Source organism: Xanthomonas euvesicatoria (assembly GCF_013112235.1).
GTDB classification, from domain to species: Bacteria; Pseudomonadota; Gammaproteobacteria; order Xanthomonadales; family Xanthomonadaceae; genus Xanthomonas; species Xanthomonas euvesicatoria.
Genome location: NZ_JABFFS010000001.1, coordinates 2,422,759 through 2,447,255, shown reverse-complemented (window position 1 = coordinate 2,447,255; position 24,497 = coordinate 2,422,759). Strand labels below are relative to the sequence as shown.

Sequence of the window (24,497 nt, the reverse complement as noted above, 5' to 3'; positions counted from 1 at the left end):
GCGAGCCGATGGACCACGTAGGGTGTAGTGACCGCGCCTAGAAGCGCGGGATTGAAAGACAAGTGAGGCAAGTGTGCAGACACGCGCGCAGTTTGAGCGCTGATTCGGGCATTCAATCGGCACCGCTGCGTGCTGCCATACCCGTGCCGGTGATGCGCCCATTCGGCGGTGATCCAGACGTCAACAAGATCCAGGCGGCACACCACGTCATGGCAATGGATGCGCGCCTTCGATGACAGCGCACTCCACATCGTCCAGCACCCGGCCCACCTGCTCGGCCAGTAACTCCAGACAAAACGCCAACTCGTCCATGCAGATGGCCGGCTGCCTAGCCTGCTCTTCAACCTGCGTACGTGGCTGCGCCAAACGCGCCAGAAAGCGCATGTGGTCGCGTAGCTGCTGCAAGCGGTACTGCGCGCCTTCTGGCAGGTAGTAGCCCGGGTGTGACTGCACATCATGTACAACGTCCGACATGGCCTGCTCCTCATTCCATGGAATCCGCCCGCCCGCCGCAAGGCGACGGACGGGAAGTCGGGAGGCTCGAAACCGCGTGTAGCCGGCGGGCGTATTCCCCTTGCGGGTGTTGTATTAGCCGCCCTCCCGACGCAGGCATCGCGTCGGTTGCACCCCTAAACAAGCAGGCACAAAAAACCCACCGGTTTGTCGGAGGTGGGTACCGCTACACGTGGAGTTTCGAGGCTCCGTGAGGTGATCGTGCAACTACAGACTGCCGCCGTCAAGGAATACCGCCGTCAACCCCTTCGGTACCTGGAATTTCATCTAAGCAGCAGGACCATTCCGAACGAATCATCAGGCAGACGCATCGATGCTGCCATCGAATTTCATTGCGGCAACGACTTAAGTTGTCGACAAAAGATTGGGGCCTCACGGGAAAAACTTGCGCAGCTACCAACAAGGTCGCCGCGGACGGCCCAAGCCATCACATATCGGTCCATCGCATCCGGCGCTAGAATGACGACGGCAGCATCGGTGACCTATGATGGCTACCGCGAGATGCCATCCCGCCGGGCGCCAAGTACGGATACGCGTGTGACTGTCGACAGCAACTTTTCCTTCCTGCAGGAACACGATCCGGTCTTCTTCAAACTGGCCTCGATGGCCGAGCAGGTCTTTGCCAGCGATCCCAACACCACGCTAATCAAGCTCCGGCAGTTCGCCGAAGCACTTGCCCAGGATCTCGCGGGACGTGCCGGCATCATCCACGACCAACGGACAACCCAGGCAGATCTGATCTACCAGCTCGCGCGCGAGCTACGCCTGGACCGGCGGATCCAGGAGCTGTTCCACGTGCTGCGGGTCGAGGGCAACAAGGCGACCCACGGCTTCACCACGCAACACCGCGAAGCGATGGATGGCCTGAAGGTCGCCCGCGACCTGGCGGTCTGGTATCACCGAGCCTTCGGCAGGAACGCCGCCGAATTCAAGGCCGGTGCTTTCGTGCCCCCGAAGGATCCAGCCGCGCCGTTGCGCGAAGTGCAGGCCGAAGTCAGTCGCCTCAGAGCGGAGCTGGATACTGCCCGCCAGCAACATGACCAAAGCCAGGCGCTCGCCGAACTCAAGGACCGCGAAGCCAAGCTCAACGCCGATCTCGCCGAAGCGATGGATGTCGAAGCGCGTGAGCAGGCGGCGCTGGCAGTCCAACGCGAACAGGAACTGCAACGGCTTCGACAGGACTTCGAACAACGCATCGCCAACCTGCAACAGCCCGACACCGCCCGCCAGGCCGCCACCCAGCAGGTCGCCGGCGCCACCCAGCAGGCCAGCAACAACTTCGACCTCAGCGAAGACCTCACCCGCATCCTGATCGACCAACAGCTACGCGAGGCCGGCTGGGAAGCAGACTCGCTCGACCTCACCCACGCCAAGGGCATCCGCCCGGAAAAAGGCCGCAACCTCGCCATCGCCGAGTGGCCCACCAAGGTGCCGCGTGCCAACGCCGACTATGTGCTGTTCGCCGGCCTCACCCCGGTCGCCATCGTCGAGGCCAAGCGCAAGCAGATCAACATCGCCGACCGTATTCCCCAGGCCGAGCGCTACGCGCGCGATTTCGTGATGCGTGGCGAGCTAGCCCCCGCCTACCCAGCCGCCAGCTCGATCGCGGGCTGGGCCGATGGCCAGGGCGGCCATTTCCAGATTCCCCTGGCATTCGCCTGCAATGGCCGTCCTTACGTCAAGCAGCTGGCCGAGCAATCGGGCATCTGGTTCCGCGACCTGCGCTCACCGGCCAACCTGCGGCGCCCGCTGCAGAAGTTCCACACGCCCGAGGACATCGCCGATCTGCTCACCCGCGATCGCGATCAGGCCGAGCGCGACCTGGCCCAGGAAGGCTTCGCCTACCTCAACCTGCGCGACTACCAGCAGCGCGCGATCCAGGCAGTGGAAGGCGCGCTGGCATCGGGCTCACGCAACTGCCTGCTGGCGATGGCGACCGGCACCGGCAAGACGCGCACAATGATTGGCTTGATCTACCGCTTGCTCAAGGCCGAGCGCTTCCACCGGATTCTGTTCCTGGTCGACCGCTCCGCGCTCGGCACCCAGGCCACCGAGACGATGCAGGACATGCAGCTGGAGCAGAACCAGACGCTGGCGCAGATCTACAACCTCGATGGCCTGGACGACACCCGCACCGCCGATGAGACCCGCGTGCAGGTCGCCACGGTGCAGGCGATGGTCCGGCGCATTTTCCAATCCGATGACCCGCCACCGATCGGCACCTTCGACTGTATCGTCGTCGACGAGGCCCACCGCGGTTACACGCTCGACCAGGAAATGACCGAAGGCGAGCTGGCCGTGCGCGACCACGCGCAATACCTGTCGCAATACCGCCGCGTGCTCGATTACTTCGATGCCTGCCGTATCGGCCTGACCGCCACGCCGGCCAAGCACACCACCGAAATCTTCGGCAAGCCGATCTACACCTACAGCTACCGCGAAGCAGTGGCAGATGACTGGCTGATCGACCACGAGCCGCCCATCCGCTACACCACCGCGCTCGGCAAGAACGGCATCCACTTCGATCGCGGCGAGCGCGTCAGCGTCATCAACACGCAGACAGGCGAAGTCGATACCGCAGAGCTGGAAGACGAACTCGACTTCAATATCGAGTCGTTCAACCGGCGTGTGATCACCGCAGACTTCGATCGGGTCGTCTGCGAGCAGCTCGCCATCGAACTGGACCCGGACGGCGAGGAAAAGACCCTGATCTTCTGCGTCAGCCAGCCCCACGCCGAACGCGTCAAGAACCAGCTGGACGAGGCCTTCAAACAGGTCCATGGCGATTACTACAACCAGGCCAGCGTCGCGGTGATCACCGGCAAAAGCGACAAGGTCGACCAGCTGATCCGCAACTACAAGAACGAGCGCTACCCCAATATCGCCATCACCGTCGACCTGCTGACCACCGGCATCGATGTGCCGCGTATCGCCAACCTGGTGTTCATGCGCCGGGTCCGCTCGCGCATCCTCTACGAACAGATGAAGGGCCGCGCCACCCGCCGCTGCGACGATATCGGCAAGACCGTGTTCCGCATCTTCGATCCGGTCGATCTGTACGCCGCGCTCGAAGACGTCGACACCATGCGCCCGCTGGTCAAGGACCCCAACATCAGCATCGAGCAGCTGGTCCACGAGCTCGGCCAGCAGCGCAGCTTCGATGCCCCCGGCAGCAACGGCGGCAGCCATGCCGACGACGCGCTCGACCAGTTGAGCCAGCGCATCATGCGCGTGCTGCGCAAGGCCCAGCATCGCGCCGAGCAGCGCCCGGACTTGCGCGACAAGCTCAGCGAGCTGGAAACCTCCTGGGGCGTAGCGCCCGCCGTGCTGCACACCCACCTGCACAAGCTCGGCGCGCGCAATGCCGCCAGCTTCCTCCGCGAACACCCGCGTCTGGTGGAGCAACTGGGCGAAGTGGGCGTGCTGCTGGGCACCGACCGCTACCCGGTCATTTCCGAACACACTGACACCCTGCTCGAATGCGCACAGAACTACGGCGTCAACGAAGCTCCGGCCGATTACCTGGACAGCTTCAACGCCTTCATCCGCGAGCAGATCAACCAGTCCGCCGCGCTCAGCGTCATCGTCAACCGCCCCCGCGACCTCACCCGCGCCCAACTGCGTGAGGTGCGCCTGCTGCTCGACCAGCACGGCTACAGCGAGGCCCACCTGCGCGGCGCGTGGCGCGACAGCACTCAGCAGGAGGTCGCTGCCAGCATCATCGGCTACATCCGCCGTGCCGCGCTGGGCGAGGCATTAGTGCCGTTCGAGCAGCGCGTCGACAAGGCCATGCAGGGCATCTATGCCCAGCGCAGCTGGACGCCGGTGCAGCGGCGCTGGCTCAAGCGGCTGGCCCAGCAGCTGATACACGAGGTGGTGATGGACCGCGACACCGTACAACGTAACTTCAGCGGCGACGGCGGCGCCCTGCAGTTGGACCGCCTGCTCGATGGCCGGCTGGACCAGATCTTGGGCGATCTGGGCGAGCATCTGTGGGATCAGACGGGCTGAGTCGGTGGTTCACACTGGCATATGAGCCGATTAGCCGGGATAATCGGCTCATCCAAAGAGCCAATTAACCCAGCCAATCGGCTCACCGATGCCCAACCGAACCACCGAACCCCGCCCCCGCTGGATCTGGCAGCAGCCCGACTGGCCTGGCTTCCACTGGCAGGCCGACGCCCTGGCCGCGCTGCTGCGCGACTGCCAGCACGCCCACGGCCAGCTGCTCGGCATGGCCGGCGCGGTCGCCGGCGACCAGCAGGCCGCCGAAGCGCTGGACACCCTGCTCTCCAACATCGTCACCTCCTCGGCCATCGAGGGCGAGCGGCTGGATGTCGGCTCGGTACGCTCCTCGCTGGCCCGCCATCTGGGCCTGGCCGAAGACAGCCCGCGCCGCACCACTGGCCGCAGCGAGGGGCTGGCCGAGCTGATGCTGGACGCCACAGGCCACGCCGACACCCCGCTGGACCTGCCCCGCCTGCTGCAATGGCACCGCTGGCTGTTTGCCGAACAGGACAGCCTGCTGCCCAGTCGCATCCGCATCGGCGCGCTGCGTGGCGATGAGCCGATGCAGGTCGTCTCCGGCCGGCTCGACCGCCCCACCGTCCACTTCGAAGCCCCGCCGCGCGACGACCTGGACGCCCAGCTCGCCGCCTTCCTCGACTGGTTCGCCAGCTCGCGCACCGACGCCACGCTGGACCCGCTGCTGCGCGCCGGCATCGCCCATCTGTGGTTCGTCACCCTGCACCCGTTCGACGACGGCAATGGCCGCCTCACTCGCTCACTCACCGATCTCGCCCTGGCCCAGGCGCAACCGCAGGCGATCCGCCTCCATGCACTGTCGGCCAGCATCCTCGCCGACCGCAGCGGCTACTACCGCAGCCTGGAAACTACCCAGAAAGGCTCGCTGGACATCACCGGCTGGCTGCGCTGGTTCCTCACCACCCTGCACGACAGCCTGGTGCAGGCATTGCACCGCATCGATCGGGTATTGGCTAAAGCACGCTTCTGGCAGTTGCACCACGCCCAGCCGTTGTCCGCCGAACAGGTCAAGGTGCTCAACCGCCTGCTCGATGGCGGCGAGCGCGGTTTCGAACACGGCATCAGCGCCTCGCAATACCAGGCCGTGGCCAAGGTCTCCAAGGCCACCGCCACCCGCCATCTGGCCGACCTGCTGGAAAAAGGCTGCTTGCGCCGCCTGCCCGGCAGCGGCCGCAGCACCCGTTACGCCATCAACACGCCGGCCTCCAGCATCGCGCTGCCGGCCCGCACCACTTCAGAACAAGGCAGCACCCCATGACCCATAACGACATCGTCCAGAAACTCTGGAACCTCTGCGACGTCCTGCGCGACGACGGCATCAACTACAGCGACTACGTCACCGAGCTGGTGCTGCTGCTGTTCGTCAAGATGGAATACGAGCAGGTGCAGAACAATCCCAACTTCGAGCACAAGCTACCTGAAGGCAGCCGCTGGCCGGATCTGAAAAGCAAGTCTGGCCTCAACCTGCTCAACCACTACCGGCAAATGCTGCTGAACCTGGGCCAGAGCAGCGATCCGATGATCGCCGCCATCTACGCCGACGCACAGACCCGCCTCAAGGAGCCGCGCCATCTGGAAACGCTGGTCACCGCGCTGGACGGGCTGGACTGGTTCAGCGCACGCCAGGATGGCCTGGGCGACCTTTACGAAGGCCTGTTGCAGAAGAACGCCAACGAGACCAAGTCCGGCGCTGGCCAGTACTTCACCCCACGTGCGTTGATCGATTCGATCATCCATTGCATCAAGCCGCAGCTTGGCGACGTCATCCAGGATCCCGCTGCGGGCACCGCGGGCTTTCTGATCGCTGCCGATGCCTACATCAAAGCGCAACACGACGATCTGTACGGTCCCGAGGTCACCGCCAAGAAGCGCAGTTTCCAGCGCGAAAAGGCCTTTGTCGGCATGGAGCTCGTCCCCGGGACACGCCGACTGGCGCTGATGAACTGCCTGCTGCATGGCATGGACGGTGAAGGCGCAGGCCCCATCCGCCTTGGCAACAGTCTGAGCAACGCAGGCCGAGAGCTACCACCGGCCGACATCATCCTGTCCAACCCGCCATTCGGCACCGCCAAGGGCGGCGGCGGCCCCACCCGTGACGACCTCACCTACAAGACCAGCAACAAGCAGCTCGCCTTCTTGCAGCACATCTACCGTGGCTTGAAGCCCGGTGGCCGCGCCGCCGTGGTGCTGCCGGACAACGTGCTGTTCGAGGCCGGCGTCGGCACCGACATCCGCCGCGACCTGATGGACAAGTGCAACCTGCACACCCTGCTGCGCCTGCCCACCGGCATCTTCTACGCGCAGGGCGTCAAGACCAATGTGCTGTTCTTCCAGAAAGGCACCGCCGCCAACCCGCGCCAGGACACCGGCTGCACCCAGGCCACGTGGGTCTACGACCTGCGCAGCAACATGCCCAGCTTCGGCAAGCGCACCCCGTTCGGGCCGACGCATCTCAAACCGTTCGAGGAGGCCTACGGCAGCGATCCCAACGGCGCCAGCCCACGCACGGATGAAGGCGAGCAAGGGCGCTTCCGTTGCTTCACCCGCGCCCAGATCGCCGAGCGCGGCGACTCGCTGGATATCAGCTGGCTCAAGGACGCCGACAGCGTCGATGCCGACAGCCTGCCCGCACCCGAAGTGCTGGCCGCCGAAGCCATGGCCGAACTCAGCGAAGCGCTGCGCGAACTCGACGCGCTGATGCAGGCGCTGGGCGCCGGTGATGAGGCGCTGGAACAGAAGCGGCTGCTGGCCGAGGTGATGGGGCTGGAAGTGACCAGCAGTGAGGTGGGCGGTGAGTGAGTTGCCGCAAGGGTGGGCTTTTGCCTCACTTAACGAACTTCAGGCCCAGGGCGGCATTTTTGCTGACGGGGACTGGATTGAAAGTAAGGATCAAGATCCAAACGGGCGTAATCGCCTGCTACAACTCGCAGACATTGGCGACGGGCGCTTTATCGACAAGTCCTCTCGTTACGTCAACGATGAGACATTCGACCGATTGAATTGCACCGCGCTTGAAGAAGGCGACATCTTGCTTGCCCGAATGCCTGACCCTCTTGGACGAGCGTGTCTAATGCCTCGCCTTCCGCAACGGTGCCTGACGGTCGTCGACGTTGCTGTTTTTCGTTCTGGAAGCCGCGATATCAGCCATAGCTGGTTGATGCATACGCTCAACGCTTCGCCTATTCGCGAAGAAATTTCGCGCAACGCTTCCGGGACCACGAGGAAGCGGATTGCGCGCGGGAAGCTGGCCGAACTGAAAGTTCCCGTCCCACCGGCGGCAGAGCAAAAGCGCATAGCGCAGAAGCTGGATGCGCTGCTGGCCCAGGTCGACACTCTCAAGGCCCGCATCGACGCCATCCCCGCACTACTCAAGCGCTTCCGCCAATCAGTAATAAATCATGGTGTAAGCGGATCGCTTGCTCTCGATCAACATGCCTCATTCGACACCACGACGTGGCGAAACATGCGCGCGGAAGACGTATGCACCAAGGTCCAAAGCGGCGGAACTCCCAAAGAAGGGTTCACCACAGAAGGCATCCCCTTTCTCAAGGTTTACAACATCGTTGACGGGATTATCGAATTTGAGTATAGACCGCAGTATATCGCTGCCGATATTCATCAAGGCTCATGCCGCAAGTCGATCACAATCCCCGGCGATGTATTGATGAATATCGTCGGCCCACCACTTGGAAAGATCGCGGTTGTACCTCAAGGAGTAGACGAGTGGAACATCAATCAGGCCATCACCCTATTCCGCCCAAGTGAGTCGATTTCGTCCGCTTGGATTCACCTCGTTCTTCTTGAGGGAACTAACATCAGACGAGTCTCCCAAGAGACCAAGGGGTCAGCTGGCCAAGTCAACATCTCGCTATCTCAATGCAGGGACTTCGTGTTTCCTGTTCCACCAACTCAAATTCAGGATGAAATCGTCCGCCGCGTAGAACAGCTCTTCGCCTACGCCGACCAACTGGAAGCCAAGGTCGCCGCCGCCAAGCAGCGCATCGACGCGCTGACCCAGAGCCTGCTCGCCAAGGCCTTCCGCGGCGAACTGGTGCCACAGGACCCCACCGACGAACCGGCCAGCGCGCTGCTGGAACGCATCCGCGCCCAGCGCGCCGCCGCGCCCAAACCAAAGCGCGGCCGCAAGGCGGCGACAAGCTGATCCGATCCATCCCATCCATCACAAGGAAGCGAACCCATGACCACATTCGACAGCACCAAACTACCATTGAAGGACCTGCTCAAGGACGTCGTCCAAGGCAAGATCCAGCTACCGGATTTCCAGCGCGGCTGGGTCTGGGATGACGAACATGTGCGCAGCCTGCTGGTCAGCCTGGGGCGCTCGTTCCCGGTGGGCGCGGTGATGCTGCTGGAAACCGGCGGCGAGGTGCGCTTCCAGGTCCGCCCGGTGGAGAACGTGCCGCTGCAAGGACTGGCCGCGCCGGAGAAGCTGATCCTCGACGGTCAGCAGCGTCTGACGACGCTGACCCAGGTGCTCAAGCTGTCCGGCCCGGTCAAGACCACCACCGACAAAGGCAAGCCGGTCGACCGCCACTACTACATCCACATCCCCACCGCCCTGGCCGGCCCGGACCGGCTGGACGAGGCCATCATCGCCACCGACGGCAGCCGCCAGCAGCGCAGCGATTTCGGCCGCAGGCTGGATCTGGACCTGTCCACGCGCGAGCTGGAATGCAAACAGCTGTACTTCCCATGCTCGGAGATATTGGAGGCGATGGGCTGGCTGCAGCACCTGTTCAAGTTCAACGCCGCTGCGCAGGCGCAGTTCTTTGAGTTCAAAGAAAAGGTGCTCGATGCATACAACGAGTACCAGATCCCGCTGATCGTGCTGAAGAAAGAAACCAGCAAGGAAGCAGTCTGCCTGGTGTTCGAGAAGGTCAACACCGGCGGCGTCCCGCTATCGGTGTTCGAGCTGGTGACCGCCAGCTACGCCGCCGATGGCTACAACCTGCGCGACGACTGGTACGGCAGCGAGCTGCGTAAGGTGTCGTCGCGCTACAAGCGGCTGGCCAAAGAACCAATCCTACGCGGGGTGGAGAACACCGACTTTCTGCAGGCGGTGACCATGCTGCACACGCTGGAAAAGCGCCGTGCCGATATCGAGGCCGGCAAGACCGGCAAGCAAGTGGCCCCGGTCAGCGCCAAGCGCGCATCGGTGCTGGAACTACCGCTGGATGCCTACAAGCGCTGGGCTGACCCCGTTGAACAAGGGTTCCTGCGTGCGGCCAAGTTCCTGCGCCAGGAATGTTTCACCGCGCCACGCGACCTGCCTTACCGCACCCAGTTGGCGCCGTTGGCAGCGGTGTTGGCATTGATCGGCGCCGACGAGCACTGGCGCGAGCCGCGCATCCACCAGAAGCTGGCGCAGTGGTTTTGGTGCGGCGTGCTGGGCGAACTCTACGGCGGCGCGGTGGAGACCCGTATCGCAAATGACGTCGACGAGCTGCTGAGCTGGATCGAGCACGATGACCAACCGCCGCGCACAATTGCCGACGCCACCTTTCAGATCGACCGCCTCGCCTCGCTGACCTCGCGCCTGAGCGCCGCCTACAAGGGCATCAACGTGCTGGTCCTGCGCGAAGGTGCGCAGGACCTGTTCTGGAAGTCGCGTATTCGCGACCTGGAGGCCGACGAGGTGGCATTGGACATCCACCACATCTTCCCGCGCGACTGGTGCGAGAAGCAGAGCATCCCGCGCCGGCGCTACGACTCGATCATCAACAAGACGCCGATCTCCTACAAGGCAAACCGCATGATTGGAGGCTCCGCTCCCTCCAGCTATCTGGCCGCCCTGCAGGCCCACAAGCAGGTCCAGCTGGACAACGCAGGCATGGATGCACTGCTGGCCAGCCATCGCATCCCGGTAGCCGCCCTGCGTGCCGATGACTTCGACAGCTTCTGCGATCAGCGCCAGCAGAACCTCTTGGCGCTGATCGAGGCGGCAATGGGAAAGCGTGCTGCAGCGGTGGAGACTGACTGACAGCCATCGCTTGGAACTTCGCCGCCAGCTCCTACAGTAGCGCCCAAGAGCGCTGCGTATTCCAGCTAACAGGGCACATTTGGCTGTGCCCTGCGCGCTTGCCACACCGGTGCCTCCCCTGGGGCGCTGGCAATCGCAGTGGACAGCGGGGGCACGCCAAAGGCCGTAGGAATGCCACGCTTTGGCGGCCCGATCACGGCGGGAAAGGCATAGCGCACGCCGTGGACCGCAAACTCATGCAGCGCCTTGCGTACCGTCTCCAACGCGCCGCGGCTTTTTTCCAGCGCCAAGCCGGATGCCACCGCTCGCTTGAAGATGCGATGCACCTGAGAAGGGCGCATGCCCAGCGCTTCTCCAAGGGATGCATAGGTCCAGGCCTGGCTGACCTGGGCGACCTGCTTGTACAGCACCACCAGATCCAGGGGCTTCAGCTCCACAGCCAGGCCCGCCTTATTCCATATTCCGGAATATGGAATAGCCGGCGAACGAGCTGTTTTGCGACCAATCTTTAGCTGCACGCTCTGACCTAAACGAGGGTCTACCGCTCAACGGCGCAAGCCAGACACAGCTCACCCAATGCTCAGCGGCTTCAGCCCCTGCTGCGGCAGCGATCTCTCCTGCGCCTGGCTTTGCCCCTGCACCAAGGTGTGCACCTCGAACTCTTGCAAGCTTGCCAGTGACTGCTCCACCGGCGCTGACTACCACGTCAGTGGGCATGCTGGCACGCAGGTGGGTCCACAGTAGAACGCCCCTGCCCCTGCAACCAAGCACCCTGCCTACCCGCGCAGCGCCGCCCGAATCCCCTCCCCCGCCAACCGCGCACTCGCCAGCAGACGCTCCAGGCTCTGCCCATGCCGGGCGCTGGCCGACAACCCGGCCATGGTGGTGCTGACGAAATCCGCCAGCCGGTCTGCCTCGTGCGGGCACTGCTTGGCGATGTGGGAGCGGATCAACTCTTGGGCAGCGACATGGAACCCGCAGGCCGCCTCGCGTGCCTGCGGGTCGTTGCTGCGCGTGCCTTCCAGCACCAGGCAGCCGGTGGCGGCGGGATCTGCGGCGTAGCAGCGGGCGGCCTGCTCCAGTACGTCGGCCAGCGCGTCGGCCAGCGGTCGGTCGGTGTCCAGGAGTTGCGGCAGCGGGATGGCGCCGGTCTGCGCGTAGCGGTCGAGGATGCGCGCATACAGGCCGGCCTTGCTGCCGAAGGCGGCGTAGAAACTGGGCGGGTTGATGCCCAGCGCCTGGGTGAGGTCGGCCACGCTCAGTGCGTCGTAGCCACGCGCATGGAACAGCTGCTGCGCGATGGCCACCGCTTGATCCGGGTCGAACGCCCGCGGCCGGCCGCGGGACCGGGAGATTTCTGTAGTCATTGTTACAAAACCCTTGACGGCAGACGAGATCTATTATGTATTAACCGCTACATTAATAGCGAGGTGGGTGCATGTCAGCGTTCAAAGACAAGTCGGTATTGGTGCTCGGCGGCAGCCGGGGGATTGGGGCCGCGATCGTGCGGCGCTTCGTAGCCGATGGCGCGCGAGTGACGTTTACCTACGCCGGCTCCGCCGAGGCGGCGCAGCGCCTGGCCGGCGACACCGGCAGCAGCGCGGTGCTGGCCGACAGCGCCGATCGCGATGCGGTCATCGACACGGTGCGACGCAGCGGGCCGCTGGATGTCCTGGTGGTCAACTCTGGCATCGCCTTGTTCGGCGATGCGCTGGACCAGGATCCGGACGCGGTGGACCGGCTGTTCCGCATCAACGTGCACGCGCCCTACCACGCCGCCGTGGAGGCCGCGCGGCAGATGCCACCTGGCGGGCGGATCATCGTGATCGGCTCGGTCAACGGCGACCGCATGCCGCTGCCCGGCATGGCCTCTTACGCGCTGAGCAAATCCGCGCTGCAAGGGCTGGCGCGCGGCCTGGCGCGCGATTTCGGGCCGCGCGGCATCACCATCAACGTGGTGCAACCGGGCCCGATCGATACCGACGCCAATCCGGAAAACGGGCCGATGAAAGACCTGATGCACAGCTTCATGGCGATCAAGCGCCACGGTCGCGCCGAGGAAGTGGCCGGCATGGTGGCCTGGCTGGCGGGCCCGGAAGCGAGCTTTGTAACCGGCGCGATGCATACCATCGATGGTGCGTTCGGGGCGTGACGCGTTGTCGCTTGGATTGATGCCACTGCAGCTCGACATGTAGCGCAACGGATGGCGGCAAGCGCCCTCCGTCGACGTACGGGGCGAGCTGCTGTTGCATCGCCAGCATCGTGATCCACATGCATGATGCTGTTGGCCGTGATGGATCGTCTTCCCATGTCTTGCGCCGTATTGCACATGCAATCGCTGGCTTGAGCTTGCATACCCTGTTGACCCTGCGTTGCCTATCGTTCGCGACGAACCCAGCAATGGATTGGCCAATGCGCATGATGTCATCCGGTCGGTGCTTAACCCTGCCCATTTGCGTGCTGCCATGCCCACCGATGTGGCGGTGCGCACACCGGTTGAGCAGTCGCTGCAACAACTGGAAACCGCCAGCGTGCAGCGGCAGCAGGCGCTGGCGCAGAGCCAGCAGCAAGACATGGACAATCGGGTTCGCGAGAATATGTCAATGCGCATGACGTGATGCACGCAGCCAACCGCAGCCGGTCGGCCAGCGCGCCGGAGCCAGGCGCAGCTCACAAAGATGCAGCACGCAGCACCGCGCGGAATCGCTAGACACCGAAATCGGCAGTCACCCCGCAGGCGTTCCACTTTCAGGCATCTAACCACTGGATCCCTTCGCTACTGTTGCTGGCCAACGCGCTTCACCTGCACTGGTGGCCACTGCACCAAACAAAAAGCCCGGAAAAACCGAGCTTTTTGTTGCTCCACGCAACGCGTCAGGCTTTGCGCTTTTTCAACCAGGCCGCAATCTGCGGCACACGCCGCTCGCGCAACGTCACGCGCGTCTGGATTGTGCTGATGGCGGTTTCGGCATCGCGGCGTGAGGTGGGGGCCAGGTAGGTGTCGGCATACGCCTTGATCTTGTCGATGGTCTCCAGCTTGTTCGAGCCTGCAGCCAGGTGCGGGTAATAGCGGGCGCGCGAGGTGGAGTCGATCAACGTGTCCACCTGGGTGCGATGCGCCAAGGCGAAGTCGAATGCCAGCTCCGGGTGCTCGCTGGCGACATCGCCGATCATGCTGGCGCCAGTGGTGGCGCCGGGTTCGTCGGTGAGTGCAAGTTCAAGGGCGCGCTGCGCCAGCCCCGGGTCCTTGGCGTAGGCGAGCAACGCATACGACTGGTCGCGCAGCATCGAGGAAGTTTCCTTCTTCGCCATGGCATGCAATGCGTCCCAGGTGGCGGAGTCGGCGTGGCGGGCGACGATACGCAGCACCGTGCTACGCAGTTCCGGCGACAGCGTGCCCGGGTCGGCCTGGAACGCAGCGAAACGACGCTGCGCTTCGGCAATCACCTGTGCATCGTCCAGCGCGCTCAGGCTGTTGAGCAGGCTGGCACGCAGCTGCTTGGTCTGTGCACTGTCGTCCTTGCGCTCGTCCCAGCCGAGCGTGGCGAACTCGGGAGCAAGCCGCGCACGCGCGAAGCGCCGCCAGCTGGCCTGCGCCTTGAGGTCGCCCGCGAACAGGCGATCGATGTTGGAATACGTTTCGGACACCACTTTCCACAGATCCGGCGAGCCACCGACCGGCACCTTGGCGGTAAGCTCAAGCAGGTCCGCTTCGGGCTGCAGCCCCACCGGTGCCAGCGCAGCGGTATCCATCAGCACACCCAACTGATCGACCACCGGCAAGGCGTCGAATCCCTTGGTGAGCGCGGTGAATTGCGCCGGTGCATACAGCGTGCGGAAGTAGCCCTTCTGCCCGGCATTGACCACGACAGGCGTATCGCAGCCGGGTAACTGCACCTGCGCGCTGCCATCCACCAATACGCGCACCGGCGTGCCTCTGGCGCCGCGCACCGTGACGGGCACATGCCAGCGCAATGGCTGTTTGTCGGGGCGGTCGACAGTGTATTCGCCTTGTTTCAGCTGCACGGTCGTGGTGCCGGCCGTGCAGCTGGCGCTGACCTGGATCAACGGCACACCCGGCTGCAACGTGAAGTCGTGCGCCACCTGGGTGAACTGCTTGCCCGGTGCCACTGCATCGATCTGCTGCCACAGCGCATCGGTGACGGCGTTGCCGTACTGGTGCTGCTTGAGATAGCTGCGCACGCCGCTGCGCCAGTTGTCCGCGCCCACATAGTCTTCGAGCATGGCGATCACCGCTTCGCCCTTGTCGTAGGTGATCTGGTCGAATGCCTGGCTGGCCTGCTCCACCGTGGCGACGTGCTGCACCACCGGGTGGGTGGTGACATACGCATCGCGCTGCATCGCCGCGCGGCTTTTGAAGGCTGCGCCGGTGTTGTCGATATCCCACTCCGGGTGCAGCTTGTGCGTGGTGCGCGCCTCCATCCAGTTGGCGAACCCTTCGTTGAGCCACAGGTCGTCCCACCACGCCATGGTCACCAGGTTGCCGAACCACTGGTGCGCGATCTCGTGCGCGGCAACGGTGAAAACGTCCTGCTTGTCGTTGATGTTGGACGTGGCCGGGTCCAGCAGCAGCGAGTACTCGAAGGTGAAGATCGCCCCCCAGTTTTCCATCGCGCTGAAGAACTGGCTTTGCCCGGGTGCGGCGATGTTGTCCAGCTTCGGCAACGGATACGGAATGCCGAAATAGGCGTTGTATTCATGCAGCACGTCGCGCCCGGAATCCAGTGCGAACTGCGCCTGGCCCACCTTGCCCTTCTGCGCGATCACGCCGATCTCGGTGCCGTTGTCGGCCTTGCGCGTCGCCCGCTCGAAGTCGCCGACGCTCAGGAACAACAGGTACGTTGACATCTTGGGCGTGGTCTGGAACGCCACGCGCTTCATGCCGCCAGCAGCATTGCTGGACGAGGCAACCGGCATGTTGCTCACCGCCATCTGCGCGGCCGGCGCATTGACTGCCAGGTCGAAGGTGGCCTTGAAATCAGGCTCATCCCACGAGGGGATGAAGCGGCGTGCATCGGAGTTTTCGAACTGGGTGAACAACGCGCGGCGCTGGCCTTGCGGGGTGGCGTAATCCAGTGCGAACAGGCCGTTGGCCTGGGTATTGATCACACCGCTGTAGTCGATGGACAACACGTAGTTGCCCGGTGCCAGCGGTTTGTCGAAGGCGAAGGTGGCGGTCTGCGCCTGCTCATCGGTGCTGACCTTGGCCGTCTGCGGCTTGCCCCCCTTGCGCTGCGCCAACGTACTGCGCGCGAAGCTGAGGTTGGCCGCCTGCAACACGATGCGGTCGGTGGCTTGTAGCACCACGATGTCGATGGCCACCTTGCCGTCGAAGGTCATCTTGTCGGCATGCGGGGTGATCTCCACCGCGTAGTGGGTGGGCTTGGCCGTGCGCGGCAACTGGCTGGTGACCTGCGCGGCCGATGCGCTGACCACCTCCGGTGCAGCCACAGCAGCGTGAGCCGGCGCAACGGCGCAGGTGCTGGCCAGGGCCAGCGCAATAGCAGTCACCAGGATCTGGCGCATGACATTCCTAAAAAGAGTAATGAAGTAAACGAAGTCGTACAGCGGCCAGCATCATGGCGCCGGCCCGCAAGACCACACACGGCCGAAAGTCATGCGCCTGCCTGACAGACGCGAAGACACACACGTCAAAGAGAAGCCACGGCAACGACAAGGCACGCATGCATCAAACCAGGGCAAGGCAATCCCGGCTGGCGCGAGCATGCTACACGGCCATGCTGAACCCGCCCCGCATCGATCAGGCGGGGGTGGCCAGCAACACCTCACCAGCGGCCGTCAGACAGGTGCCGGGCGCGTGGCCAGGCAACGCAATGGCATTGCGCAAACAAAAGCCCCGCTTTCGCAGGGCTTTCGTCGGTTCGATCACGCATCAGCCGATCAGGCGAACGGGTCCTGCAGCACCATGGTGTGGTCGCGGTCCGGGCCGGTGGAAACGATCGAGATGGGGCAGCCGGCCAGTTCCTCCAGCGCGCGCAGGTAGGCGCGGGCGGCCGGCGGCAGGTCATCCCACACGGTGATGCCGTGGGTGTTCTCGCTCCAGCCCGGGAACTCCAGGTACACAGGGGTGCACTCTTCCCAGCCCTGCGCGTCCAGCGGCGCGTACTCGGTGCGCTTGCCGTGATATTCATAGGCGATGCAGATCTTCAGCTTCTCCATGCCGTCGAGCACGTCGAGCTTGGTGATGCACAGGCCGGAAATGCCGTTGATGGCCACTGCACGCTTGAGCGCCACGATATCCATCCAGCCGCAGCGACGCGGGCGACCGGTGGAGGCGCCGTATTCGGCACCGCGGTCGCGGATGCCCTGGCCCACTTCGTCGTCCAGTTCGGTCGGGAACGGGCCGCCGCCGACGCGCGTGGCATACGCCTTGGCAATGCCGAGTACGTAGTCGATCGCATCGGCGCCAACGCCGGTACCGGCCAGTGCGCCGCCCACGGTGGTGTTGGAGCTGGTGACGTACGGATAGGTGCCGTGGTCGATGTCCAGCAACGCACCCTGCGCGCCCTCGAACAGCACGCGCTTACCCTGCTTGCGCAGGTCGTGCAGGATGCCGGCCACGTCCGACTTCATCGGCTGCACGTACTCGCCGAAGGCCAGCGCCTCGTCGTAGGTCTTCTGGAAATCGACCGCTTCCACGCCCAGGTACTTGGTCAGCACGAAGTTGTGGTAATCCAGCGCGGTGCGCAGCAGTTCTTCCAGCTGCGGCGGGTAATGCAGGTCGGCGATGCGGATGCCGCGACGCGCCACCTTGTCTTCGTACGCCGGGCCGATACCGCGACCGGTGGTCCCGATGGCCTTGCCGCCGGCCGCCTTCTCGCGCGCCTGATCCAGGGCGATGTGGTAGGGCATGATCAACGGCGCAGCCGGAGAGATCTTCAGGCGCGAACGCACTTCCACGCCGGCGTCTTCCAGCTCGCTGATTTCCTTGATCAAGGCAGCCGGGGAGATCACCACGCCATTGCCGATCAGGCACAGCGCGTCGTCGCGCAGGATGCCGGACGGAATCAGATGCAAGACGGTCTTCTTGCCGTTGATGACAAGCGTGTGGCCGGCGTTGTGGCCGCCCTGGAAGCGGACCACCGCACCGATTTCCTCGGTGAGCAGATCGACGATCTTGCCTTTGCCTTCATCGCCCCACTGGGCACCGAGCACGACAACTGACTGACCCATGACGGGTGAACTCCTAAGTTTTGCTGCGGCCATCGGGGCCGCGGGATGGGACCGCTGCAGGGCTGGCCGCGACACCCTGCGCGCGGCTCCATCGGGGAGCGTTGCAGTGGCGCGATAGCCCTGACACGGAAAAAGCCGAACCGAGTGCTCTGGTTGGAGCGTGCCCGGCCGGCTTTTGTGCATTATCCGGGTTTCCGCTGGCCTGCACTACCCCTGGCGGACGGCGGATCGGGGGCGGGTCAGATTGCGGCTGGCAGTCGGTTGCGTGGTGCTCCGAGCGCTGCCGGCCACCAGGGTCCCTAGGGGCCCTAGCCTGCCGGATCACCGTAGCGACATCCCAATTGGGTCGTAGGGACGGCAACGTAGCGAGCCTTGGCAAACCTGCAGACCGCCCAAAGCGGCCATCGCCCGATCCACGACGGGCAGCCCTAACCACCACCCCGATAAAACCACCCCGTAGGAGCGCACCCGGGCGCGACAGGCATTACCGGTGAAGCCATCGCGCCCAGGTGCGCTCCTACGGCAGATGTGTCTCACAGCCAGACTGCGTCCCAGAACGGATAGTCCCCGGCCCGCGTCACCAGCCCGGCCCGTCGCGGATTGGCAATGATGTAGCGCGCCGCAGCGGGCAGATCATCGTCCGTGCGCAATGCGTGGTCGTGATAGCTGCGGCTCCAGACCGGTGCACGAGACTGACGCTGCGCATTCGCTGCGCGGGCTGAGCAAGCTTTCATGCGTGAAACCGCGTCGCTCAATGCGGTGTCGCTCCCAAGTTGCAACAACCAATGGACATGATCAGGCATCAACACCCAGGCCAGCAGCCTGGCATCGCAAGGCGTCGCTTTGGTGAATGCTCGACAGGCGGTTGCCGCAATCAGAAAATCTGCGAACACGGCGCGACGCTGCCATGTCGCGGTAGTCAGCAGGTAAGCGCTGTTGGGCGAAGACTGCCTACCGCGGCGCAGCGCGCGATGCCCGGGAGAGTCGATATTGGCCATACCGCAATGCTGATGGCCTTGGACCACGCGGGATATCGGCGGTTGCCGTGTTCTGCGCTAGGAATCCACGTGGCGACTGACTGTCAGAGGCCGTCAGCGGGGTCGACCGGTGAGGCCCGTCGCGCCCAGGTGCGCTCCTACGATGGGGCGCGCGCGTCTGTCTGCCCTACGGTGACAGGCACATACAAGAACGCCCGCATGACGCGGGCGTTCTTGGTTCAAGGCAGAGCGATGTTTCAAGACAGAGCGATCAACGGTCGCTCTTGAGGTACTGCAGGAACGGGTCGTTCTTGTCCAGCACCACTACGCCGTTGCCGTCTGCCATGGAGCTGCGGTAAGCCTCCAGGCTGCGGTAGAACGCATAGAACGACGGGTCCTTGGAACCGGCCTGGCCGTAGATGCGGGCCGCTTCGGCATCGCCTTCACCACGCAGCTTCTGCGCGTCGCGCTCGGCGTCGGCCACGATCACGGTGGACTCGCGATCGGCTTGCGCGCGGATGGTCAGGGCCTGCTCTTCGCCTTCGGCGCGCAGCTTGCTGGCTTCCTGCTTGCGCTGGGCGCGCATGCGCTCGTAGACGTCGGTGATCACCTGGCTGTCGGTCGGCAGGTCGATCTGCTTGATGCGCAGGTCGGTGATCTGCATGCCTAAGCCCTTGATGGCGCCATTGATGCCCTTGAGCTGGTTGGCGATCAGTTCGCTGCGGTCGCCGGAAACCAGCTGTTGCAGGGTGCGCGAGTTGATCTGGTTGCGCAGCGAATCGGTGATGATCGGGGCCAGGCGCGAGTTGGCCACCGATTCCTCGCCACCGGTCGCACGATAGAACGCCCGCACATCGGAGATGTAGCCGATGGCGAAGAAGTCCACGCTCACGTCTTTCTGCTCGGCAGTGAAGTAACGCGCCGGCGCGGTGTCCAGTACCTGAAAGCGGCGGTCGAACACGCGCACCGATTCCACCACCGGAATCTTGAAGTGCAGGCCGGGCTTGAGGTCGGCACGCACGACGCGGCCCAGGTTGAGCACCATGGCGGTCTGGTCTTCGCGCACGACGAATACCGAGCCCATCAGGGTCAGCAAGACGGCGATGATCAGGCCGATGACTAGCGAATTCTTCATTATTCGGTTCCCTCACGGCCTGTCGGGCGCGGGCCGCGCTCCGGGTTGCGGATGGCCTCGCTACTGGCGCTTTGCGGCGGATTCAACAGCACGTCCTGGGGCACCATCGACGGCATGCCGGCATTGCCACCGGTCGTGGCCGGCTTGCTGGCGTCGGCCGGTAGCGGCACGTAGATGACCTGGCGGCCATCGCTACCGATGACCTTGCGGTTCTCCGACAGCACCTTCTGCACGGTTTCCAGCCACAGACGCTTGCGGGTGACTTCCGGCGCGCCGGCGTACTGCGCCTGCAACAGCGTGAAGCGATCGGCGTCGCCCTCGGCCTTGGAAATGGTGGCCTGCTTGTAGCCCTCGGCGCCGGTACGGGTGCGCGCACCCTGGCCGCGCGCTTCCGGCACCACCTTGGCGGCATACGCCTGGGCTTCATTGATCAGGCGCTCGCGCACCTGCTGGGCACCGTTGACCTCATCGAAGGCCGGCTTCACTTCTTCCGGCGGACGGGCGTCGGGCAGGGTCACGCCAGTGACGGCCAGGCCGGTGTTATAGGCATCCAGCGCCGCCTGCAGACGGTCCTTGGACGCGATCGCCAGCGGGCCGCGATTGTTGAGCACGGTATTGAGGTCCGAACGCCCCACCTGCTCGCGCACGGCACTTTGCGCGGCCTGCTCCAGCACCAGATCGGCGTTGCGCGAACCGAACAGGTATTTGCGCGGGTCGCTGATCTGGTACTGCACGTTGAGCGAGACGTTGACGATGTTCTCGTCGCGCGTCAGCACCGGCACCTGGTTGCTGAAGGTCTTGATCTCGGTGGCATTGACCTTGCGCACCGACTCGATCGGCCAGGGCAGCTTGAAGTTCGGGCCGGGCTGCAGGATGCGCGAGAACTGGCCGAAGCGCAGCACCACGCCACGCTGCTGCTCGCCGATGAGCTGGAAGCTGGAGAACAGCACCATCAGCACCACCGCGACCAGGATCCAGCGCCCCACGCCGCCATCGAACAGCTCCTTCAACGGAGCGGGCAGATTGCCCCAACCGCCACCGTTGCCACCACCGCGCGGGCCCCAGGACCTGCGACGGTTGGGATCCGGGCCGTCTCCGCCCTTGTTGCCGGGTGTGTTCCAGGCCATGCACGCTCCATGATCGAGGGGCTGTGCGGGCCAGTCCCGCAGTGCCGCCATGTTGTTTGATTCGCCGATTCTACTAGATGGGGCAGACCCACCGTTTTGAAAGGCCCGGTGCGATGCATTGTTGGTTTAGCCGGCGGGGCGGATCGGGCCGACTGGGGACACACGCAGCGGCTGGCCGGGAGGGGCCTTTGCGCTGAAGACCTGGAGACTAAGGATGCACGTGGCGGCGCCGGGCACCCGGTGCGCCTGCCGAGCGCTGCGTGCGCGTCCATTGGATGCAGCCGGGTACCTGATTGGTCTTGGGCGGCTGAAGACCATTTACCGGGCGCATGCCTGCTGGCAGGGCTTGGGGCACGGATGGTGATGGGAGGGACGTCGCACACGTGCGGGCCAAGCGGCGATTGCGTCCCTGGCACCCAGCACACCTTGTTCCCAGGCAATGACGGCTGCACCGCCTCACCCCAACTGATCTCCCCTGGCCCGTTGGCAGAAGATGGCGCTCGGCGCAGGCTGAGGGGTCCAGTTGCCAAGCGATGGTGCACGACGAGGTCGAGTTGCGCATCGCCGGGCTGCCGACTCACACCGGCTCCCCAGTGCGCAGGAGAGGGTTGGCCCGTCTCCCGCTAATCCCACCTTTGCGTTGCCGAAATCCGACTGCGATCACGGCTGGCCGGTGCACTTACGCTTTCGGCGGCTCGTCTTTCTGGTTGAACACGCGCTCCATCACTTCCAGCAGTTCGTCTTCGGAGAACGGCTTGGTGATGTAGGCGCGGGCCCCCTGGCGCATGCCCCACATGCGGTCGGTGTCCTGATCCTTGGTGGTGACCAGGATGACCGGAATATGCTGGGTGGTGGGCTCGCGCTTGAGCGTGCGCGTGGCCTGGAACCCGTTGAGGTTGGGCATCACCACGTCCATCAGCACCAGATCCGGCAGCGATTCCTTGGCCGCTTCCACGCCGGCGGCCCCATCGGTGGCGGTGATGGTTTCGTGGCCCAGCTTCTCGACGATGCGCTGAATCCCCAGCAGCTGCGACGGCGAGTCGTCGACGATCAAAATACGTGCCATGTGTTTCCCCTAGTGTGCGCGGCGAGTGTAGTGCGCCGGCCGCGCTTTCGATAGCTGGGCCAGGTGAGTTGTGTGCTGGTTCGAGGTTTGCGAGCGAGGCCAGAGGTGATGGAGCGAGGCGCTGTTTTTGCGAGTCGCTGGAGCCATTACGTCCAATAGCCCAGGCTGGATTCAATACAGGGCTTACCGAGCCAACGCGTCGATTCGCTGCCCCCCTACTCCCCTTTCGGGGCAGGGAAAGGGGCGCGTGGCGCTGGATGGGGCGGGATCCCGATGCGCCGGGGGCAAATCGAGTTGATGATCACGTTGCGGAGCAACCGAATCCCCTGCCCCGCTCGCCCAAGGGAGAGGGGCGGGCTCCCCTCTCCGGGGCCGGCTGAGGGTGCGGCCAAGACTCGACGCTGTTGGTCGTCGACATCAACGGCTGCATCGCAGGACGACCCTAGCCTGCCTCATCCCTCGTACGCGCACAGCTGATCCAGCCCGCGCCGACCGGCTCAGCTCACGGTCTCGCCGAATGCCTTGGCCAGATTGCGGTATGCCTTCTTCTGCGCGTCGTCGGTCGGGGCTGGGGCGAGGATTTCCAGTTCCACGATCTGGTCGCCCGGGGTGGTGCCCGGCAGGCCGCGGCCGCGCAGGCGCAGCTTGCGCCCGGCGTCGGAGTCGGCCGGCACCTTCAATTCGACCGAGCCGCCCAAGGTGGGCACGCTGATGGTGGTGCCCAGCGCCGCCTGCCAGGGCATGACCTGTAAGGTGTACAGGATGTTGCGCCCGTCCACTTCGAAATGCGGATGCGCCGCGTATTCGATCTCCAGCAACAGGTTACCGCCGCCGTTGCCCTGCCCGCTCAGGCGGATCACCTGGCCGGGCTGCACGCCCTTGGGCACGCGCACGTCCAGTTGCTTGCCATTAATGGTGATGCGCACGCTGTCGCCCGAATGCACCGCTTCCAGCGGCACCGCAAGCTTGGCGCGGGTGTCGCCGCGCGCCTGCGGACCGGCGCCTGCACCGGGCCCGGCGCCCGGACCGCGCGGCCTGCCACCGCGCTGGCCGGCGAACAGGCTTTCGAAGAAATCGCTGAAGCCGCCACCGGCACCGCCGTTGCCGAACACCTCTTCGAAATCGAAGCCCTGCCCGCCACCGTAATTGGGCGGGGCCTGGAACTCGTCGCCCGGCCGGAATCCCTGCGCCTTCAACTGGTCGTAGGCCTTGCGCTTGGCTGGGTCGCGCAGCGCTTCGTAGGCTTCGTTGATCGCCTTGAACTTGTCTTCGGCGCCGGCTTCCTTGCTGACGTCGGGGTGATATTTGCGTGCGAGCCGGCGGTAGGCGGTCTTGATCTCCGCATCGCCTGCACTGGGCTCCACGCCGAGCGTTGCGTAGTAATCCTTGAATTCCATCTAATCACCTCTGGAAAAAAAACGGCCCGCAGCCGAGGCCACGAGCCAGTTCGAACGGCCAGCGCTGCGGCGGACAGCGCGAGTGCGGCGCGGCAGGCACGCACCCTGCACCGTACGGACGTACGTGCCGGGTTCGCATACCAGCCGCGTCCACAAGCGGTCACGCCATGGAGCTGGTGGCCAATCTATTCGCAGCCGGGCGGGCAACCGCGCCTATTCTACGGCGCGACTGTCGCCGGAGAGCGAAGCTGCGGCCTCGCTCCAGGTCCAGCGTCGCGCGACGGCCAGTTCCGGCTGGCATGAGGTGCCAGGCGAAACTGCCGGGCGCCTGGCCAGCCTGCACGCACAGTACAGGCGGGCCCAGCGAACACCGCGCGCCTGCACAGCGCGCCGCCGCGACGTTCCTTGCGCTTACTGCACCGTGCTGCCGCTGGTGCTCTGACCGTTGCCCACCTGGATACGGCGCGGCGTGGCTGCCGGGCGCTTGGGAATGCGGATTTCCAGCACGCCGTTATGACCCGCAGCCGTGATGCCATCGGCATCGGCGCTGTCGGGCAGCGCGAAGCGGCGATGGAAGCTGCCGTGACGGCGCTCAATGCGCGAAAAGCGCTCGGTTTCGGTGCTGGATTCGCTCTTGCGCTCGCCCTTGATCGACAGGATGCCCTTGTCCATCTGCACCTCGATCTGGCTCGGGTCGATGCCCGGCAAATCGGCGTACAGCACGAAGTGATTGGGCTCTTCCTTGATGTCAACGCGCGGCACCCACTGCGCGGTCACCACGGCCGATTCGTCGGTGTCGCCGTTCTGCTCGAAGAAGCGATCGAACACATGCTTGATCTCGTTCTGCAGCGCGTGGGTGGGAAATTGGGGATAACGAACGATGTTCATTGAAAGCCTCCAAACAGGTTGATGACGGGGCCGGCGACTGCGCGGTGCGCGGTTGCGCCGGCCATGTGCGTCAGATAGGCGTGGCCGCACGGATTTCAAGCGCGTTGACGCGCTTTTCCCCTACCCCTTTCTAG

The 24,497-nt window shown here is 64.5% G+C and carries 17 protein-coding genes and 1 pseudogene; 7 read left to right on the top strand and 11 right to left on the bottom strand.

The window, feature by feature from the left end; translation table 11 throughout:
* Positions 1-207: 207 nt before the first annotated feature.
* Positions 208-474: an XAC0095 family protein gene (locus HLH45_RS10595; protein ID WP_008574145.1), complete on the bottom strand. Its 267-nt coding sequence runs from the start codon at positions 472-474 to the stop codon at positions 208-210.
* Positions 475-1,050: 576 nt separating this feature from the next.
* Between HLH45_RS10595 and hsdR the strand changes: the two genes are divergently transcribed.
* From hsdR to HLH45_RS10570, 5 genes are all read left to right on the top strand, one after another.
* Positions 1,051-4,524, top strand: a complete 3,474-nt coding sequence (gene hsdR / locus HLH45_RS10590; protein ID WP_046935137.1) for a type I restriction-modification system endonuclease — start codon at positions 1,051-1,053, stop codon at positions 4,522-4,524.
* 88 nt (positions 4,525-4,612) lie between these two features.
* Positions 4,613-5,815 carry a Fic family protein gene (locus HLH45_RS10585; RefSeq protein WP_008574147.1) on the top strand — a complete coding sequence of 401 codons (1,203 nt, stop codon included), beginning with the start codon at positions 4,613-4,615 and terminating at the stop codon, positions 5,813-5,815.
* Positions 5,812-7,356, top strand: coding sequence for a class I SAM-dependent DNA methyltransferase (locus HLH45_RS10580; RefSeq protein WP_008574148.1), 1,545 nt, complete (start codon positions 5,812-5,814; stop codon positions 7,354-7,356). The genes HLH45_RS10585 and HLH45_RS10580 overlap by 4 nt, the downstream gene beginning before the upstream one ends.
* The gene (locus tag HLH45_RS10575; RefSeq protein WP_046931925.1) at positions 7,337-8,719 is read left to right on the top strand and encodes a restriction endonuclease subunit S; all 1,383 of its coding nucleotides are present in this window, start codon (positions 7,337-7,339) and stop codon (positions 8,717-8,719) included. Before HLH45_RS10580 ends, HLH45_RS10575 begins: the two co-directional genes overlap by 20 nt.
* Before the next feature lie 36 nt (positions 8,720-8,755).
* Positions 8,756-10,558, top strand: coding sequence for a GmrSD restriction endonuclease domain-containing protein (locus tag HLH45_RS10570; RefSeq protein ID WP_008574150.1), 1,803 nt, complete (start codon positions 8,756-8,758; stop codon positions 10,556-10,558).
* Between the two features lie 78 nt (positions 10,559-10,636).
* Here HLH45_RS10570 and HLH45_RS10565 read toward each other — a convergent pair.
* Together HLH45_RS10565 and HLH45_RS10560 are read right to left on the bottom strand one after the other, a co-directional pair.
* A pseudogene (locus HLH45_RS10565) lies at positions 10,637-10,995 on the bottom strand (hypothetical protein); the annotation flags it as partial.
* A gap of 339 nt (positions 10,996-11,334) precedes the next feature.
* The gene (locus tag HLH45_RS10560; RefSeq protein WP_008578175.1) at positions 11,335-11,925 is read right to left on the bottom strand and encodes a TetR/AcrR family transcriptional regulator; all 591 of its coding nucleotides are present in this window, start codon (positions 11,923-11,925) and stop codon (positions 11,335-11,337) included.
* Between the two features lie 71 nt (positions 11,926-11,996).
* Here HLH45_RS10560 and bdcA point away from each other — a divergent pair, with 71 nt between their 5' ends.
* Positions 11,997-12,710, top strand: a complete 714-nt coding sequence (gene bdcA, locus HLH45_RS10555) for an SDR family oxidoreductase (RefSeq protein WP_008578174.1) — start codon at positions 11,997-11,999, stop codon at positions 12,708-12,710.
* 313 nt (positions 12,711-13,023) lie between these two features.
* Positions 13,024-13,176 (top strand): hypothetical protein, encoded by a 153-nt coding sequence (locus tag HLH45_RS21775; protein WP_008578173.1) that lies wholly within the window; start codon positions 13,024-13,026, stop codon positions 13,174-13,176.
* Between the two features lie 256 nt (positions 13,177-13,432).
* On the opposite strand, the gene HLH45_RS10545 is transcribed toward HLH45_RS21775, so the two are convergent.
* The 8 genes from HLH45_RS10545 to HLH45_RS10510 form a co-directional block, all read right to left on the bottom strand.
* Positions 13,433-16,105, bottom strand: a complete 2,673-nt coding sequence (locus HLH45_RS10545; protein ID WP_008578172.1) for a M1 family metallopeptidase — start codon at positions 16,103-16,105, stop codon at positions 13,433-13,435.
* 375 nt (positions 16,106-16,480) lie between these two features.
* Positions 16,481-17,773, bottom strand: a complete 1,293-nt coding sequence (locus tag HLH45_RS10540) for an adenylosuccinate synthase (protein WP_005913957.1) — start codon at positions 17,771-17,773, stop codon at positions 16,481-16,483.
* Positions 17,774-18,306: 533 nt separating this feature from the next.
* Positions 18,307-18,771, bottom strand: a complete 465-nt coding sequence (locus tag HLH45_RS10535; protein WP_033479543.1) for an REP-associated tyrosine transposase — start codon at positions 18,769-18,771, stop codon at positions 18,307-18,309.
* Between the two features lie 250 nt (positions 18,772-19,021).
* Positions 19,022-19,885: a protease modulator HflC gene (gene hflC / locus HLH45_RS10530; protein WP_008578171.1), complete on the bottom strand. Its 864-nt coding sequence runs from the start codon at positions 19,883-19,885 to the stop codon at positions 19,022-19,024.
* Complete coding sequence (gene hflK, locus HLH45_RS10525; RefSeq protein WP_011346658.1) at positions 19,885-21,012, bottom strand: FtsH protease activity modulator HflK; 1,128 nt, start codon at positions 21,010-21,012, stop codon at positions 19,885-19,887. The genes hflC and hflK overlap by 1 nt, the downstream gene beginning before the upstream one ends.
* Before the next feature lie 679 nt (positions 21,013-21,691).
* Positions 21,692-22,078 (bottom strand): twitching motility response regulator PilH, encoded by a 387-nt coding sequence (gene pilH / locus HLH45_RS10520; protein WP_008578169.1) that lies wholly within the window; start codon positions 22,076-22,078, stop codon positions 21,692-21,694.
* 497 nt (positions 22,079-22,575) lie between these two features.
* Positions 22,576-23,475, bottom strand: coding sequence for a DnaJ C-terminal domain-containing protein (locus HLH45_RS10515; RefSeq protein WP_011346657.1), 900 nt, complete (start codon positions 23,473-23,475; stop codon positions 22,576-22,578).
* 411 nt (positions 23,476-23,886) lie between these two features.
* Positions 23,887-24,363 carry an Hsp20/alpha crystallin family protein gene (locus HLH45_RS10510; RefSeq protein WP_008571577.1) on the bottom strand — a complete coding sequence of 159 codons (477 nt, stop codon included), beginning with the start codon at positions 24,361-24,363 and terminating at the stop codon, positions 23,887-23,889.
* Positions 24,364-24,497 lie beyond the last annotated feature (134 nt).